The 17,017-nt window shown below is 41.0% G+C and carries 17 protein-coding genes and 2 tRNA genes; 18 read left to right on the top strand and 1 reads right to left on the bottom strand.

What is annotated here, in order from left to right:
• The first annotated feature begins 13 nt into the window (after positions 1 to 13).
• The 4 genes from ACTWPX_RS17645 to uvrC all read left to right on the top strand — a co-directional run bounded on the left by ACTWPX_RS17645 (position 14) and on the right by uvrC (position 4,161).
• Entirely contained in the window at positions 14 to 787 is a 774-nt protein-coding gene (locus tag ACTWPX_RS17645; RefSeq protein ID WP_443120873.1) for an electron transfer flavoprotein subunit beta/FixA family protein, read from the top strand.
• A 26-nt stretch (positions 788 to 813) separates the two neighbouring features.
• Entirely contained in the window at positions 814 to 1,794 is a 981-nt protein-coding gene (locus ACTWPX_RS17640) for an electron transfer flavoprotein subunit alpha/FixB family protein (protein WP_443120872.1), read from the top strand.
• A gap of 138 nt (positions 1,795 to 1,932) precedes the next feature.
• Complete coding sequence (gene trxA, locus ACTWPX_RS17635) at positions 1,933 to 2,247, top strand: thioredoxin (protein ID WP_128526274.1); 315 nt, start codon at positions 1,933 to 1,935, stop codon at positions 2,245 to 2,247.
• Positions 2,248 to 2,367: 120 nt separating this feature from the next.
• On the top strand, positions 2,368 to 4,161 hold the full coding sequence (uvrC, locus tag ACTWPX_RS17630) for an excinuclease ABC subunit UvrC (RefSeq protein WP_443120871.1): 1,794 nt from the start codon (positions 2,368 to 2,370) through the stop codon (positions 4,159 to 4,161).
• A 69-nt stretch (positions 4,162 to 4,230) separates the two neighbouring features.
• Here uvrC and ACTWPX_RS17625 read toward each other — a convergent pair whose 3' ends face one another.
• Complete coding sequence (locus tag ACTWPX_RS17625) at positions 4,231 to 4,674, bottom strand: YslB family protein (RefSeq protein ID WP_443120870.1); 444 nt, start codon at positions 4,672 to 4,674, stop codon at positions 4,231 to 4,233.
• Between the two features lie 281 nt (positions 4,675 to 4,955).
• Here ACTWPX_RS17625 and ACTWPX_RS17620 point away from each other — a divergent pair, with 281 nt between their 5' ends.
• The 14 genes from ACTWPX_RS17620 (at position 4,956) to ACTWPX_RS17555 (ending at position 16,939) form a co-directional block, all read left to right on the top strand.
• Positions 4,956 to 5,576, top strand: coding sequence for a succinate dehydrogenase cytochrome b558 subunit (locus tag ACTWPX_RS17620; protein ID WP_128526277.1), 621 nt, complete (start codon positions 4,956 to 4,958; stop codon positions 5,574 to 5,576).
• 67 nt (positions 5,577 to 5,643) lie between these two features.
• On the top strand, positions 5,644 to 7,395 hold the full coding sequence (gene sdhA, locus ACTWPX_RS17615; RefSeq protein WP_443120869.1) for a succinate dehydrogenase flavoprotein subunit: 1,752 nt from the start codon (positions 5,644 to 5,646) through the stop codon (positions 7,393 to 7,395).
• A 15-nt stretch (positions 7,396 to 7,410) separates the two neighbouring features.
• Positions 7,411 to 8,175 (top strand): succinate dehydrogenase iron-sulfur subunit, encoded by a 765-nt coding sequence (gene sdhB / locus ACTWPX_RS17610; protein WP_128526279.1) that lies wholly within the window; start codon positions 7,411 to 7,413, stop codon positions 8,173 to 8,175.
• Between the two features lie 279 nt (positions 8,176 to 8,454).
• On the top strand, positions 8,455 to 10,779 hold the full coding sequence (locus ACTWPX_RS17605; protein ID WP_443120868.1) for an ATP-binding protein: 2,325 nt from the start codon (positions 8,455 to 8,457) through the stop codon (positions 10,777 to 10,779).
• Positions 10,776 to 11,426 (top strand): response regulator transcription factor, encoded by a 651-nt coding sequence (locus tag ACTWPX_RS17600; protein WP_281975900.1) that lies wholly within the window; start codon positions 10,776 to 10,778, stop codon positions 11,424 to 11,426. Before ACTWPX_RS17605 ends, ACTWPX_RS17600 begins: the two co-directional genes overlap by 4 nt.
• A 94-nt stretch (positions 11,427 to 11,520) precedes the next feature.
• Positions 11,521 to 11,745: a helix-turn-helix domain-containing protein gene (locus tag ACTWPX_RS17595; protein WP_008635211.1), complete on the top strand. Its 225-nt coding sequence runs from the start codon at positions 11,521 to 11,523 to the stop codon at positions 11,743 to 11,745.
• A gap of 173 nt (positions 11,746 to 11,918) precedes the next feature.
• Complete coding sequence (locus ACTWPX_RS17590; protein WP_443120867.1) at positions 11,919 to 12,380, top strand: MarR family winged helix-turn-helix transcriptional regulator; 462 nt, start codon at positions 11,919 to 11,921, stop codon at positions 12,378 to 12,380.
• 21 nt (positions 12,381 to 12,401) lie between these two features.
• Complete coding sequence (racE, locus tag ACTWPX_RS17585; RefSeq protein ID WP_443120866.1) at positions 12,402 to 13,223, top strand: glutamate racemase; 822 nt, start codon at positions 12,402 to 12,404, stop codon at positions 13,221 to 13,223.
• 230 nt (positions 13,224 to 13,453) lie between these two features.
• A complete protein-coding gene (locus tag ACTWPX_RS17580; RefSeq protein WP_443120865.1) occupies positions 13,454 to 14,551 on the top strand; it encodes a GerMN domain-containing protein in 1,098 nt (365 codons plus the stop codon).
• A 139-nt stretch (positions 14,552 to 14,690) separates the two neighbouring features.
• Entirely contained in the window at positions 14,691 to 15,449 is a 759-nt protein-coding gene (gene rph / locus ACTWPX_RS17575; RefSeq protein ID WP_443120864.1) for a ribonuclease PH, read from the top strand.
• 3 nt (positions 15,450 to 15,452) lie between these two features.
• Positions 15,453 to 16,046 (top strand): XTP/dITP diphosphatase, encoded by a 594-nt coding sequence (locus ACTWPX_RS17570; RefSeq protein ID WP_443120863.1) that lies wholly within the window; start codon positions 15,453 to 15,455, stop codon positions 16,044 to 16,046.
• A 15-nt stretch (positions 16,047 to 16,061) separates the two neighbouring features.
• Positions 16,062 to 16,586, top strand: a complete 525-nt coding sequence (locus tag ACTWPX_RS17565) for a metallophosphoesterase (protein ID WP_443120862.1) — start codon at positions 16,062 to 16,064, stop codon at positions 16,584 to 16,586.
• 116 nt (positions 16,587 to 16,702) lie between these two features.
• A tRNA-Gly gene (locus tag ACTWPX_RS17560) sits at positions 16,703 to 16,776 on the top strand.
• Between the two features lie 89 nt (positions 16,777 to 16,865).
• Positions 16,866 to 16,939, top strand: a tRNA-Arg gene (locus tag ACTWPX_RS17555).
• The last annotated feature ends 78 nt before the right edge of the window (positions 16,940 to 17,017 follow it).

Raw genomic sequence — 17,017 nt, 5'->3', positions numbered from 1 at the left:
GGAGGTAATATACATGAATATTTACGTCTTACTGAAAAGAACCTTTGACACAGAAGAGAAAATTTCCGTCAACAACGGGGTCATTGAAGATGATGGTGCTGAATTCATCATTAACCCATACGATGAATATGCAGTAGAAGAAGCCATCAATATCCGCGAGGAGCATGGCGGAGAAGTTACAGTCGTGACCATTGGGGAAGAGGAAGCTGAGAAACAACTTCGAACCGCATTAGCAATGGGGGCTGACAAGGCTGTCCTGATCAATACCGAAGACGATCTTGAGGAAGGGGACCAGTTCACTACAGTGAAAATTCTGGAATCATTCTTCAAGGATCGTGAAGTGGATATCATCTTAGGAGGAAACGTAGCAATTGATGAAGCTAGTGGCCAAGTAGGTCCACGCTTAGCAGAACGTTTAGATATCCCTTGTGTAACGACGATTACAAGTATTGACATTGATGGATCGACCGTCAATATTGAAAGGGATGTTGAAGGGGATGTAGAGAAAGTAGAAACAAGTCTTCCATTGCTCGTTACTTGCCAGCAAGGGTTGAACGAGCCTAGATATCCATCTTTACCAGGAATCATGAAAGCTAAGAAAAAGCCTTTGGATGAATTGGAAATAGACGATCTCGATCTAGATGAAGATGATGTTGAACCTAAGACGAAGACTACTGAGATTTTCCTTCCACCGGAAAAACAAGCTGGTAAAGTGCTAGAAGGCGAAGTAGATGATCAAGTGAAAGAACTCGTTTCGTTACTGAAAACAGAAGCTAAAGTACTGTAAATAGAGGAAGGGAAAGGAGAATCGTTATGAGTAAAAAAGTATTAGTGATCGGAGAAACTAAAGAAGGTTCATTACGTAATGTAACGTTTGAAGCTATTGCTGCAGCAAATATCGTGAGTGACGGAGGCGAAGTCGTCGGAGTCTTATGTGGTGATGGTGATTTGAACGAAATGGGTCAAGAAATGGTTTATCACGGAGCGGCACGTGTAATTACAATTTCAAACCCGGAATTGAAAACGTATACATCTGATGGTTATGGTCAGGCGGTTTATCAAGTGATTGAAGATGAGTCTCCAGAGGGAATCATTATGGGTCACACGGCTATCGGCAAAGATCTGACACCCAAATTAGCAAGTAAACTTGAATCCGGTTTAATATCGGACGCTACTGAAGTTGTTGCTGAAAGTGGCAATATCGTTTTCACGCGCCCGATATTCTCAGGTAAAGCTTTTGAGAAAAAAGAAATAACAGATGGACTTATTTTCGCTACTATCCGTCCGAACAATATCCCTGCAATGGAGCGTAACGATTCATTGAGTGGAGAAGTCACTGAAAAAGATGTGGAGATCACGAATATCCGCACAGTGATCAAGGACATTCTTCGTAAGTCTTCGGATGGTATCGACTTATCCGAGGCGAAAGTAATCGTTGCCGGTGGCCGCGGTGTGAAAAGTGAAGAAGGATTTGAGCCTTTGGAAAAACTGGCAGAAGTCCTGGGTGGAACCGTAGGAGCTTCGCGGGGAGCCTGTGACGCTGGTTATTGTGATTATTCCTTGCAAATTGGGCAGACAGGGAAAGTCGTTACCCCTGATTTGTATATCGCATGCGGAATTTCAGGAGCAATTCAACACTTAGCGGGAATGTCTAACTCCAAAGTAATCGTTGCGATCAATAAAGATCCAGAAGCAAACATATTCAATGTAGCTGACTATGGGATTGTAGGAGACTTGTTTGATGTCGTACCTAAATTGATCGAAGAAGTGAAAGAAATGAAAGTCAACGCATAATTTTTCCCTTAAAGCCGAAGCCAAATATTTGGCTTCGGCTTTATTCCGTGTTTAAATAAGGTATAAACAAATTGTTAGTCACTAAAAATAGATAGTGATATACTCTAAACAGACTATTGGTCGAGGAGGAATTATAGTATGGCAATTGTAAAAGCGACTGATCAAAACTTTACTGAAGAAACAAAACAAGGACTTGTCCTGGCTGATTTTTGGGCTCCTTGGTGTGGACCTTGTAAAATGATCGCTCCTGTACTTGAAGAGTTAGATGAAGAAATGAGCGATCAAGTGAAAATCGTTAAGTTGGATGTAGATGAGAACCAGGAGACAGCTGGTAAGTACGGAGTTATGAGTATTCCGACACTCCTTCTTTTCAAAGACGGGCAAGTTGTAGACCAAGTGATCGGTTTCCAACCTAAAGAAGCTCTGGCTGAATTGATTTCTAAGCATTCCTAAGAATGAGTTTTCCGTTATAAAAGCCGCGTTGCCAAGCAGCGCGGCTTTTATAATGCATAACTTTTCACCAGTGTGGTATTTTCTTTATATAAACTTCTCGAAGTGATGGAGTGAATCATTATGAATTTAACGATAAAAGAAAAACTTGCAGTATTGCCTGACCAGCCCGGATGCTATTTGATGAAAGATAAGAATGGAACCATTATATATGTAGGTAAATCTAAAGTTTTAAAAAACAGGGTTCGTTCTTATTTTACTGGAGCTCATGATGGCAAAACGCAGCGGTTAGTACGTGAAATCATAGATTTTGAATATATAGTAACAACTTCAGAGATTGAAGCTTTGATTTTGGAAATGAATTTAATCAAGAAATACGATCCAAAGTATAATGTCCTTCTTAAAGATGACAAGACCTATCCATACTTGAAAGTTACAGCTGAGCGCCACCCCAGATTGATTGTGACAAGGAATGTTAAAAAAGATAAAGGGAAGTATTTCGGACCCTATCCTAATGTTATCGCAGCCCGTGAAACAAAGAAATTACTGGATCGGTTATATCCACTGAGAAAATGCAATACCATGCCGGATCGTGTTTGTCTTTATTATCACATGCATCAATGTTTAGGTCCGTGTGAATTCAAGGTTTCTAAAAATACGAATGAAGAAATTGTCCAGAACATCACTTCCTTCTTAAATGGTGGGCATACTGAAATTAAGAAGGATCTTAAGAAAAGGATGTATGAAGCTTCAGAGGATCTTGATTTTGAAAGGGCGAAAGAACTGCGGGATCAAACCGAACACATTGAATCAGTGATGGAACAGCAGAAAATGACAATGAATGACCAAGTGGATCGAGATGTTTTTGGGTATTCCTATGATAAAGGCTGGATGTGTGTTCAGGTCTTTTTTGTTCGACAAGGTAAATTGATTGAACGTGATGTCGCTCTATTTCCGTTCTTTGATGACCCTGAAGAAACATTCCTGAGCTATATTGGACGGTTTTATTTACACCAGAACCACCCATATCCTAAGCAGATTCTTGTACCGGTGGCTACAGATGTGAATGTTTTAGAAGGTGCACTTGAAACGAAAGTTCATATTCCGATGAGAGGGAGAAAGAAAGAACTGGTTGAGCTGGCCATGAAGAATGCCGAAATATCATTAGAAGAGAAATTCGCATTAATTGAAAGAGATGAAGAAAGAACGATTAAAGCTGTTGAATCTTTAGGCAACCATCTTCATATAGAAACACCGCATCGCATAGAGGCTTTTGATAACTCAAATATCCAGGGGGTCGACCCGGTTTCAGCGATGGTCGTCTTCATCGACGGCAAACCAAATAAAAAAGAATACAGAAAGTACAAAGTACGGGATGTCGAAGGACCTGACGATTATGAAACGATGAGAGAAGTAGTAAGGCGCAGATATAAACGTGTGTTGAAAGAGGATCTTCCCCTTCCCGACTTGATTGTGGTGGATGGAGGAAAAGGACAAATGACAGCAGCCCTTGATGTGTTGGAAAATGAATTAGGGCTGGATGTTCCTCTGTGTGGTTTAGCGAAAGATGATAAACACAAAACGAGCGAATTACTTTATGGGGATCCACCTGTTCCAGTTGATTTGGACCGGAAATCACAGGAGTTTTACTTAGTGCAAAGGATCCAGGATGAGGTGCACCGTTTTGCAATTTCATTCCATCGGCAATTGCGTGGGAAAGGGGCCATTCAATCTGAGTTGGATGACATCCCTGGGGTCGGCCAAAAAAGAAGAAGGTTGCTGCTTCGTCATTTTAAATCATTGCATGATATAAAAAATGCTGAATTGAATGAAATTACACGATTAGGCGTGCCGGAACCTGTAGCGAATACGATACTAATCCACTTAAATCAAGAAGAAGAACCAGCGGAAGATTGACAGCTGGTTCTTCTGTGGATTGTTGAACAGTGACAGGGGTAAGTGAACTCACTAGTTGCTGATAACCGTTCAACCTTTCATAGCTTTGATTTCAATGAAATTTTCTTTTGTGTTCTTTTCTTCAAAACACTCATATGTATGTTCGGTGATTTGTTGAATGGTTTCAGATAAAAAGCCGCACTCTAGACGAAACTCGACATGAAATATCTGTTGATGAAGTCGCTTTTCTATCACATGGCCCGTGAGGTGGAATTTCATTTCTTTCTTTTTTTCCTGCACCAGTTTCAATTCTCCCCATCCCATGTACTGGAAAAATTCATAAAGCTCCTCAAAGGTGGATATGCTTGTCTGTCTAGCCATGTTTTTTCCCATGTAATAGAGTAGATAGGGAGCATCCTTTCCCAAAAAGTCAGGGAGAGTATAATAACGCATCAGGTCGAATCCTGCTCCAGTGCCTACAAGCGATGAAATGTTGCTGGTCGTTAACTTTGTAGATTCTTTCAAAACGCTCATTCCTTTCTATCCTTTATTATCACTCGAAATGGAAATCGGCGCAATGATAATTATTTCATTTAATCCAAAGGAAATAAATGTGTATTTTTGAGGATTTTATAAACGTGCTTTCTTGACGCTTATACATGATAGAAGTACAATAAACATGTCACAAATTGCACATTCGTCAGACGTGTATTAGGAAAGAGGGGCTTTTCCTATTATTTTTAAGTTGTTATAAAAGCGCTTAACTGTCTGAATAATGTTGTTTTTAATCTGCTATCATCATGAGGGGGGTAAATATGGCGGGAACACGCGGATACGTCAATCGAAGACTGCATTCACTTTTAGGAGTAGTACCTATCGGAATCTTTTTGATCCAACACTTGACTGTGAACTTTTTTGCAACACGTGGACCAGAAGCATTTAACGCAGCAGCTCATTTCATGGAGAGCTTGCCATATCGTTATGTACTGGAGATTTTCATTATCTTCTTACCACTATTATTTCATTCCATATATGGGGTGTATATTGCATTCACAGCTAAGAGCAACTTATCGAATTTCGGTTATTTCAGAAACTGGATGTTCATTTTCCAACGAATTACTGGAATCATTACGCTCATTTTCATCGCATGGCATGTTTGGGAAACAAGGATTGCCATCGGTTTCGGGTGGGCTGACTTGAATTACCAGTTGATGGAAGGCATCCTTACTGAGCCGTTTTTCTTTTGGTTCTACATAGTAGGGGTAATATCAACTACTTTCCACTTTTCTAATGGATTATGGTCATTTTTCGTCAGCTGGGGGATCACTGTATCTCCACGCTCACAATTGATCATGACTTATGCGAGCATTATCATTTTCGTTGCCATTTCTTATGTCGGTGTACGTACACTGATCCAATTTGCATACGGCAGTTAAATTTATATTGACTCAATTTTAGACATGTAGAGGTAGATTTTAGTATTTAAGGGAGTGAGCTTCAATCATGACAAATCGAAATATTGTTGTTGTCGGTGGTGGTTTAGCCGGCCTAATGGCAACAATTAAAGCAGCGGAACAAGGGGTTCACGTAGATCTGTTATCTATTGTACCTGTTAAGCGTTCTCACTCTGTATGTGCCCAAGGTGGAATTAACGGAGCTGTTAATACAAAAGGTGAAGGAGACTCACCATGGGAACACTTTGACGATACAGTATATGGGGGGGATTTCCTAGCAAACCAACCTCCTGTAAAAGCAATGTGTGATGCTGCACCAGGAATTATCCACTTGTTGGACCGTATGGGTGTCATGTTCAACCGTACACCGGAAGGATTGCTTGATTTCCGCCGCTTCGGAGGTACTCAACACCACCGTACCGCTTATGCAGGTGCTACGACTGGTCAACAGCTACTATATGCATTGGACGAGCAAGTTCGTCGCCACGAAGTGAACGGTTTGGTTACTAAATATGAAAACTGGGAATTCCTCTCGGCGATTGTTGATGAAAAAGGCATCAGTCGTGGAATTGTCGGTCAAAACCTGAGCGACCATGAAATCAAAGCCTTTCCAGCAGATGCAGTTATCATGGCAACTGGCGGGCCTGGAATCATTTTCGGTAAGTCCACGAATTCTGTCATCAATACTGGATCCGCAGCGGGCGCTCTTTACCAGCAAGGGGTTGACTATGCAAACGGTGAGTTCATTCAAATTCATCCTACTGCCATTCCAGGAGATGATAAGCTCCGCCTTATGAGCGAGTCTGCTCGTGGAGAAGGTGGAAGAGTATGGACATATAAAGATGGTGAGCCCTGGTATTTCCTTGAAGAGAAATACCCGGCTTATGGAAACCTTGTACCGCGTGATATTGCCACACGTGAAATATTTGATGTGTGTGTAAACCAAAAACTGGGAATCAATGGCGAAAACATGGTTTATTTGGACTTGTCTCATAAAGACCCTAAAGAGTTGGACGTTAAACTTGGCGGTATTATCGAAATTTATGAAAAGTTCGTAGGAGACGATCCGAAGAAAGTTCCGATGAAAATTTTCCCAGCTGTCCATTATTCTATGGGTGGTATGTGGGTTGATTTTGACCAAATGACAAACATTCCAGGCATCTTTGCTGCCGGAGAATGTGATTATACCCAGCATGGTGGTAACCGCCTGGGTGCGAATTCCTTACTATCCTCTATCTTTGGTGGTATGGAGGCAGGACCGAATGCAGTGAAATATACCGAAGGTCTCGATAAAATTTCTGATGACATGACTTCAGCACTTTTTGATGAAAAAGTGAAAGAAGAACAACAGAAATTTGAAGATATCATGAACATGGATGGCGATGAAAACGCCTATCAGATCCATAAAGAACTTGGTGAATGGATGACGGATAATGTAACCGTTGTGCGTGAGAATGATAAACTTCTCAAAACCGATGAGAAGATTTTGGAACTGATGGATCGTTATAAACGAATTAATATCAACGATACCTCCCGTTGGAGCAACCAGGGCGCAATGTTCACACGTCAGCTTTGGAACATGCTTCAGTTAGCGCGAGTAATTACTCAAGGGGCGTATAACCGTAACGAGAGCCGTGGCGCACACTATAAGCCAGAGTTCCCTGAACGAAACGACGAAGATTTTTTGAAGACGACAGTAGCTAGTTATGATAAAGAAAATAACAAGCCCGTCTTCCGATATGATGAAGTGGATACATCATTAATCGAACCTCGTAAACGTGATTATTCGAAAAGTAAATAAAGGAGGTTATGCATCATGAGCGAAAATAAAACGATAACGTTTATTATCACCCGTCAAGATCATCCAGATAAGCCCTCTTACGAAGAAAAGTTTGAGATACCTTATCGTGAGAATATGAATGTCATCTCCGCTCTGATGGAAGTTCGCCGTAATCCCGTCAATGCAAACGGAGAAGCGACCACACCGGTTTATTGGGACATGGGATGTTTAGAAGAAGTTTGTGGGGCTTGTTCTATGGTGATCAATGGTACACCAAGGCAATCATGTACTGCTCTAGTCGACCAGTTGGAACAACCGATTCGTCTTGAACCAATGACAACATTCCCTGTTAATCGCGACCTTGCTGTGGATCGCAGTCGCATGTTCGATTCCTTGAAGAAAGTCAAAGGATGGATTCCGATTGATGGAACACACGACCTTGGACCAGGACCTAAGATGCCTGAAAGTAAGCGTCAATGGGCTTACGAACTTTCCAAATGTATGACATGCGGGGTATGCCTGGAAGCTTGTCCGAACGTAAATGATAAATCTGACTTTATAGGTCCAGCTGCGCTTTCTCAAGTTCGCTTGTTCAACTCTCACCCGACAGGGGAAATGAATAAGAGTGAGCGACTTCAGACAATTATGGATGAAGAAGGCTTAATGGGATGCGGAAATGCACAAAACTGTGTGCAGGCCTGTCCAAAAGGAATTCCATTGACGACTTCAATTGCTGCCTTGAACCGTGATACAGCCATTGAATCTTTCAAGAGTTTCTTTGGCAGTGATCAACGGGTATAAAGTTCATTTAAAAGACCTCTGTACTTTAAAAAGTACAGAGGTCTTTTTCCGTTTGAAATATAATCTTTAAAACACACCGTAACTGTCCGCTCATCCAAGGGTTTCGATGCTCTCCTTCCTGTGAAAAATGACATTTGAAACGTGTGTGTTCGTCTTTAATTTGTTTTCTTTTAGTACAGGGGTGAAAAGTTACAATAATTTCTATAGGACAAGGGGTTGTAGGACTTCTTATCGATAGTATAATAGACTTGATTGAATTCGTTTAAGGATGGATATAGTATGCGTAATTTCAAATGGTCCCAATGGATCGTTTTATCATTTTTCATATTATCAGCATGTTACTTGATTATACATTCCATTACTCAACCTTTTTTAGGTATTGATGTAGATAAGCAAAAGGAAGAATGGGTCATTGTCAATGTGGAGAATGGCAGCTGGGCGGACCGTCATAGTGTCCCAGTTGGTGGAGAGATCCAGTCCATTAACGGCAATAAACCTGGAGAACATCAATCTGTATCTATGTTTGATGAGGTGGAAAAGGCTGAATCATTTTTAGTAGAATATACAGGGAGAGAAATCTTATATGAAAACATAAATCAATCGAGTCCTTTGCATTGGATTTTATATATTATTCTTCCTGTACTCTTTTTCATCGTTATCTTAGGAATCTCCTATCTTGTTCACAAACGTGTCCCAAAGCGTTATTCAGCTGAGCAGTTAATATTGTTTTTCTTGGCGGTTGCTACTGGTTATTTGAGCAATAGTGGTGCAGTGAGGGATGATTTATATAGTTTGTTCTTAAACACGAGTTTATTTTTAATCTCTCCTGTTATGTTGGTTCATTTTTTATATAATTATTTTCAAGAGTTACAAATTTACTGGTTTTCGAAAAAAATAATATATTTTCTATATTCCTTCGTACTTCTTGTCTCTTTCTTTGAAAGTTATTTTCTGATTACGAAGCAATACCCAGATTATTTCAACTCTGTCCCAGGCGCTGTACTAATGATTTTATATATTGTCCTCTTTTTCATAATTTATCGGGGCCTCTTTATATATAAGAAATCTCCTGTAGGTCCAATATTCAATTATATGGCGATCGGGATGACGATTGCTTTCTTCCCTTATATATTATTGTATTTAATCCCGGCTTTGACTTTTGGCATTAAAATCATTTCCCTCGAAATAGGGGCAGTCTTTCTGATTGCCTTGCCGATTACATTCATGTATTTAGTCACTCGAGAACAATTGATTGATATAAATTTTGTCATCAGTCGTGTAAGGTATTATATTATTCTTTCTGTTATTCCCAGTTTGATCTTAACCTTTGCCATCGGGTGGTTAATACCAGCTTCCTTATCAGTGATCGATTATATACAAAACTATTTATTTATACATGGGGCACTGATTATTTTCTTGTCTCTTAAAGAAGTGTTGGATTTTCGTTTGCAGCGTTATCTGTTTTCTGCCCGTTATAGTTATCAGGAGAGTATGCACAGAATGGCGCAGGATATGAAAGACCAATCGAATGCTGTCGACTTAATGAAGGTGATGAGAGACGAAGTGCGGAACGTATTGAATGTGAGGGAAATTTATATTTATTCCAAACATAACGATCGTGACATGTATTGTGTATACGATAAGATTCCTCAAGACATCATAGATCACTTTCACGAACACTTGAATGATCATAGTTTTGATATCGGGTCTATCATTGAGACTGAAAAAGGTTTCGGAGTGATCGTTGGATTTTCTTTAGAGAAATTAACTATGATGTGGTGTAAAGGGAAAAAGGACTATACTACATTGAACCGCGATGAGAAAACCTATTTACAAACCATCTCATATAATGCGAACATCGCGATTGAAAACATGAATCTGATTGAAGATTTAGTGAAAGAACTGCGCACATTGAAGAATGATCAAACGCAAAAGTACCCGACTTGGCTGTCCAGATTATTATTCACGATTGCGGAGAATCAGCGAAAGCAATTATCCATTGATTTGCATGATACAGTCCTTCAGGAACAGTTGTATCTTTATAGAAGAATGGATGATTTAATCGGTCACAGGGATGATTTGACTCGGAGCCTGCATGCAGAACTTATGATGTACAAGGAGTCTCTGCTCGACAGCATTCATTTGATCCGGGAGACCTGTAATGAATTACGCCCTGCGTTCATAGAAGAACTAGGTCTCGTTCAGTCATTGAAAAACTTGATTCATCAATATCAGTTAAGATCGAATTTTACGGTGTACTTCACCAATGAAAGGTTCGATGCAGAATTGGATCAAGAACGGATTCTGGCAATCTTTCGGATTGTTCAGGAACTTTTGACGAATGCAATGAAACACTCAGATGCTAAAATAGTGAAGTTATCTTTATCAAATGATGGAAATCAAGTCATGTTGTTATATTCAGATAATGGAAAAGGGATGGATTATTCCGTAAGGCGGGATCTGTTCTCCCATATTGGTCTTTCTGGAATTGAACAGCGTGTAAACGGTTTGAATGGTCACTTAGAAATTGAGACAGCGCCGGGAGAAGGGTTTAAAACGATTGTTACGTTTCCTTGTACGGCTAACAAGGAGGTTCAAGTATGACGAAAGTTTTGATTGTAGATGACCACCCTGCAGTAGGGGCTGGTACTAAATCAATGTTGGAACAAGAAGCGGATATGAAGGTGGATGTCACCTATGAAAATGAACAGGTAGAACAGCTGCTGAAAAAGAATCAGTATGATATTTTACTGCTTGATTTATACATGCCGGGGATGAATGGAATTGAACTGGCCAAAAGTATTAGAAAAACATACCCTGACTTAAAATTGCTCATATATACTGGGTTTGATTTGAGCACCCATTTCAATATGCTGGTGGAAGCAGATATCAATGGCTTCGTAAGTAAAACGGCGACAAGCGAACAACTTGTAACGGCTATCCGTTGTGCTTCCAGGGACGAGGTAGTGATTCCCTTGAACTTGTTCAAACAATTGCGCCGTTCAGAAGCGAGTGTAAGTGAAACATCTGATTCCTCCGATTGCAATGGATTTTCGTTGAACGAAAAAGAACAATCGATTTTGAAAGAAGTCGCATCTGGTTTTACCAATCGGGAGATCGCCCAAACGTTACACATGTCGCAGAGGAGTGTCGAGTATACGCTTACCGGGATATTCAATAAACTGAATGTCCGCTCCAGGACTGAAGCCCTTTTTAAAGCTCAAGAGCTCGGGCTTGTGTCTAAATCATGAAAGCGTAGCACAGGGCAACCTTCCGACTCATACGATACATTGACTAAATAATTCCCCTTTTAATAGCTCAGAAACAACAAGGAGGGGTGCGCTTGTGAAGGAGGACGGCTATCGGCCAACACAAATTCTTACCAAGCGGGAGCGAGAAGTTTTCGAGCTTCTAGTACAGGACAAAACGACAAGGGAGATCGCAAAAGAGCTCTTTATTTCAGAGAAAACTGTGCGGAATCACATTTCAAACGCAATGCAAAAGCTAGGGGTGAAGGGACGGTCACAGGCAGTTGTTGAACTGCTACGTATGGGTGAACTGGAATTGTAATCTCCATAGAAAAGCACGGTATTGTTTTTGGAATGGGAGAAGCCTTTCAGGTATTGTGATTTTAAGCTATACCTGGAAGGGTTTTTTGTATAATTAATATCAATTACCTTGAATTTTTACCGCATAACCATGAGAATAAGGTTTACAAAGTATTTTCGTTAGGAGTGCTGAAGGTGACAAAATCACAACAGACGTCCACGGTGGCAGATGTAGAGAAGGAACTACGTTACATATCTGGAATCGTGAAACAAAGAGGACGAGTAATCTTGAATCATTACCCGATTACAGCACCGCAGTTTGTTGCACTGCAGTGGTTATTGGAAAAAGGGGATATGCCGATAGGTGAACTTTCCAATTATATTCATTTAGCTTGCAGTACGACTACTGACTTGGTCGACCGCATGGAGAACAATGATTTAGTGGAACGTGTGAGAGACCCTAAAGATCGCAGGGTCGTACGTATACATGTATTAGAGAAAGGTAAGCAGATCATACATGAAGTGATTGAAAAACGGCAAAATTACTTAGAGGAAGTTCTTAAAGATGTATCGGAGGATGATGTGGATACTTTAAACCGTCTGTTGCATGTACTTCATGAAAAAATGAGAGAAACAGACCAGGAGCAGGACAACTAAGCAATAAATGAGGGATGCGAAGTGAAACAACCGATCGGAGTCATTGATTCAGGCGTTGGCGGCTTAACTGTAGCTCGTGAGCTGATGCGTCAACTGCCAAGAGAAAGATTCATCTATTTGGGAGATACGAAAAGGTGTCCGTATGGCCCTCGTTCAGAAGAAGAAGTGAGAGCTTATACATGGCAGATGGTGAATCATTTATTAGGAAAAGATATAAAAATGCTCGTCATTGCTTGTAATACTGCAACAGCTTATACATTAGAAGAGCTGCAGGAAGAATTACCAGTCCCAGTGATCGGAGTCATAGAACCAGGGGCAAGGGCTGCCATCAAAGTGAGTCAAAATAAACGGATCGGAGTCATAGGCACGGAAGGTACGATACAGAGTAAGGCATATCCTGAAGCCTTGAAGTCCATCGATCAGGCGATTCGTGTCAATGATCTAGCCTGTCCGCCTTTCGTACCTATGGTGGAGGAAGGTATTTTGACAGGTAAAAAAGCACAAGGGATCGTTTCCAGAACACTACAGCCTTTGAAGGAAATGAATCATATTGATACATTGATACTTGGTTGCACACATTATCCATTAATCAAGGATTTGGTACAGGAAGAAATGGGAAATCATATCCAGGTCATCAGTTCAGGTGAAGAAACTGCAAGAGAAGCTAGTTTGATTCTTGCTTACCATAAAGCCCTGGATACGTATGATACTCCTCCTGAACATGAATTTTATACGACTGGTGATATGGAAAAGTTCCGCATGGTAGCAAATAGCTGGTTTGAAGAACCGATAAAAATTCTGAAATTAGTTGAATTAGAAAGTGTAAAAAGCTCAGCCCTCTGATGGCTGAGCTTTTTACATGCAGTACGACATAAGTTCTCCCGCTCTTTTTAGCCTGAAAAGTACTGGCGTACATATATTACTTCATACTCAACGAAAGATCTAATCAGATTCTTTTGAACTGATTCTAATCAAAGAAGGCGTATTATACAAAGGCGGTCTGAAATTCTCTGGTCTAATCCTCCATGGGGCTCGTATATATGGTAGTACAATCTATCTCAGGAGGGAAAACTATGAAGAAGTATGGCTACAAACCCTTTTTGCTTGTAGTTTTATTATTATTGAGTACAGGGTTGCTGACAGGCTGCCTTTTTGAAGGAGAGCAATCGTTAGAGAAAATGGATACACCAGAAGAGGAGGCGACCACGACGCCGGATCCGAGTAGTGAGGAACCTCAACCCGAAGGAGATGGGGAAGAAACAGATGGGGCTGGCGAAGATTCGGAAGGTGAATCTGCTTCATCCACCGTTGCGCGTGAGCTGTACTTGATGGATGCAAATGGTATGATTGCCCCTCAGACCTTAGAGCTCCCTGCATCCAAGGAGGTAGCCGCTCAGGCATTGGAATATCTAGTGAAAGATGGACCTGTAACAAACCTTCTTCCGAATGGATTCCAGGCCGTTTTACCAGCGGGAACACAGATATTAGGTTTGAACCCTCAAGAGGATGGAACATTGGTCGTTGATGTTTCAGAGGAATTCCGTAATTACGATGCGAAAGAGGAAGAAAAGATTCTTCAAGCGATGACATATACATTAACCCAATTTGATAATGTAAACCGTATTAAGTTGTGGATTAATGGTCATGAACAAGAAGTTATGCCTGTAGACGGGACCCCAATTACAAAAGGGGTTTCCCGCTCTGACGGGATTAACCATCTTGTGGGTGTTCAAACTGATGTACTGAACAGTGAAGCCGTCACCGTTTATTTCCCAGCTCAAAACGGTGACCAGGTTTATCACGTCCCTGTAACCACTAGGGTGGAGAAAGGGGAGGATGAATATGCAGCTATGGTACAAGCACTCCTCAAAGGACCAGAATTAGGTGGTTCTCTGATGAATCCTTTCAATGAAGGAGCGGAAATGGTCAGTTCCAGACTTGAAAATGGCGTGTTGTCTGTATCTTTCAATGAGAAAATATTAACAGGGGCTGACAATCCTTCATTGTCTAATGCAGCATTAGCAAGCCTTGTGTTGAGTTTGACAGATCTTTCTGATGTAGAATCCGTAGAGGTACAGGTGGATGGTGCAGAACAGGTGATGAATGAATCTGGAGAACCACTTGCAGAACCGGTTTCCCGCTCAGATATCAGCGGAGCAGAAGAAGTATAAGAGTTCTTGATGAGAAAGGAGCGTTCCGAAAGTTAACCCTTTTGGAACGCTTCTTCCTTTTTGGTTAAACTACCGAGTGGATGTATTTTGTGTTAAGATGGGCAAGGATAATGATGTAGAAAAAGGAGGTCGTTCATCTATGAGAAATGATGATCGTGAGGTTAACGAATTAAGAAACGTTACAATAGAAACAGACTATGTGAAACATCCAGAAGGGTCCGTACTTATCAGTTTTGGCGATACAAAAGTAATATGTAACGCTAGTGTAGAAGACCGTGTGCCTCCTTTTTTACGTAATCAAGGAAAAGGATGGATTACAGCAGAGTATGCAATGCTGCCAAGAGCAACTGAACAGCGGAATATCCGTGAGTCTTCTAAAGGGAAAGTTTCCGGCCGGACAATGGAAATCCAACGTTTGATTGGACGTTCCTTACGTGCTGTCGTGGATTTAGATAAAATTGGTGAGCGTACCGTTTGGGTAGACTGTGATGTCATACAGGCAGATGGAGGTACACGTACGGCTTCGATTACAGGAGCTTTCGTTGCGGTCGTAATAGCTTTAGGGAAATTAGTGAAGAAAGGCTCCATTAAAGAACTTCCCATTACAGATTTTCTGACAGCTATTTCTGTAGGTGTATTACCTGATGGCAATGAAATACTTGATTTGTGCTATGAAGAAGACAGTAAGGCTCAAGTAGATATGAACGTCATCATGACAGGGCTAGGGGAATTTGTTGAAGTGCAAGGAACGGGAGAGGAAGCTACTTTCTCAATGAAGCAATTACAAAAAATGCTTGCTCTTGCAGAAAAAGGCGTAGAAGATATAATTAAACTTCAGGATGAAGCGATCGGTGAATGGGCAGATGTCATTCGTGCAAAGTCCGGAGTGACTAAATAAACCATGAAAGAATTATTAGTGGCCACTAAGAATAAAGGAAAAGTCGGTGAATTCCGAGATATGTTCTCAAAATATAATATATCAGTAAAGTCTCTTCTCGACTTAGACGAAAGTATTGATATAGAAGAAACTGGCGCGACTTTTGAAGAGAACGCCGTCATTAAAGCTCAAACAATGATGGAACAGCTGAATATTCCTGTTGTAGCAGATGATTCAGGATTAGAAGTAGATGCTTTAAATGGCGCACCGGGGGTTTATTCCGCACGATATGCAGGAATAGAGAAAGATGACAATGAAAATTTACAAAAACTGCTGAACAATCTAGAAGGTATCCCGGAAAGTCAAAGAGATGCAAGGTTTGTATGTGCTGTTGCAGTAGCTCGTCCTGGGGCTGCAACTATTGTAAAAAGAGGGACCTGTGAAGGCAGCATTGCCAACGAGCCACAGGGTAATCAAGGGTTCGGTTATGATCCTGTCTTCATTCCAAAAGGTGCTTCGCGTACAATGGCAGAGCATACTTCAGATGAAAAAAATAAAATAAGTCATCGCCATCACGCAATTAAACAAATAGAAGAATGGCTTAAGACTCAAGCTTGAAAGAGGTGTTGATTAATGCCTAAAGTATTGATTATTAGTGACAGTCATGGATTAACAGAAGAAGTAGTGGAAATTAAACAAAGACATGAAAATGTTGATGCGATGATCCACTGCGGAGATTCAGAATTACCTTACAACTCCGCTGAGTTAGAAGGGTTCTATTACGCAAAGGGAAACTGTGATTTTGAACCTGAAATGGAAAATGAGCAGGTTGTGGAAGTCGGAGACCTGACTTTTTTAGTGGCCCATGGCCATCTATTCCAAGTGAAATCCACTTTAATGCCCCTTTCTTACAAGGCTGAAGAGGTGGGTGCTCAAGTGGCTTGTTTCGGCCATTCCCACATAGCAGGTGCTGAGAAAGTAAAAGACACTTTATTTATTAACCCGGGTAGTGCAAGGTTGCCAAGAGACCGGGACGAGCCCACCTACGCCATTTTAGAGTGGGAAACGCTCGCTCAGGTGCAGCTTCAGTTTTATCATGTCAACGGGGAACTCATCGAAGATTTGAAATTGGAAACATCACTTGCAGCAAAGGACTGATTCTTTGCTGCAAACCTATTGACAAAGGCACTACTTCTTATATATAATTGTTCTTGTCCGCTTCGAACGGACCATAATTTTACTCATTACATAACGAAATAAGAGATTATCAAAACGCGGGTGTAGTTTAGTGGTAAAACCTCAGCCTTCCAAGCTGATGATGAGGGTTCGATTCCCTTCACCCGCTCCATACATACTTTTTCAACTTATTGAAATATCCGAGAGTCGGGAAAGCTGCTTAGCAAAGTTGCTTCAACTGCCACTTTGATATTATGTCATGTCCCAGTAGCTCAGCAGGATAGAGCAACAGCCTTCTAAGCTGTGGGTCGGGGGTTCGAATCCCTCCTGGGACGCTAACTAAGAAAACGCTGAAACCTTTGCGAGACAAAGGATTCAGCGTTTTTGTTTTATTGAGTGAGTTTGGGTTGTAG

Source organism: Halobacillus sp. H74 (assembly GCF_052246715.1).
GTDB classification, from domain to species: domain Bacteria; phylum Bacillota; class Bacilli; order Bacillales; family Halobacillaceae; genus Halobacillus; species Halobacillus litoralis_A.
This window is presented reverse-complemented; position numbering and strand designations above follow the sequence as displayed.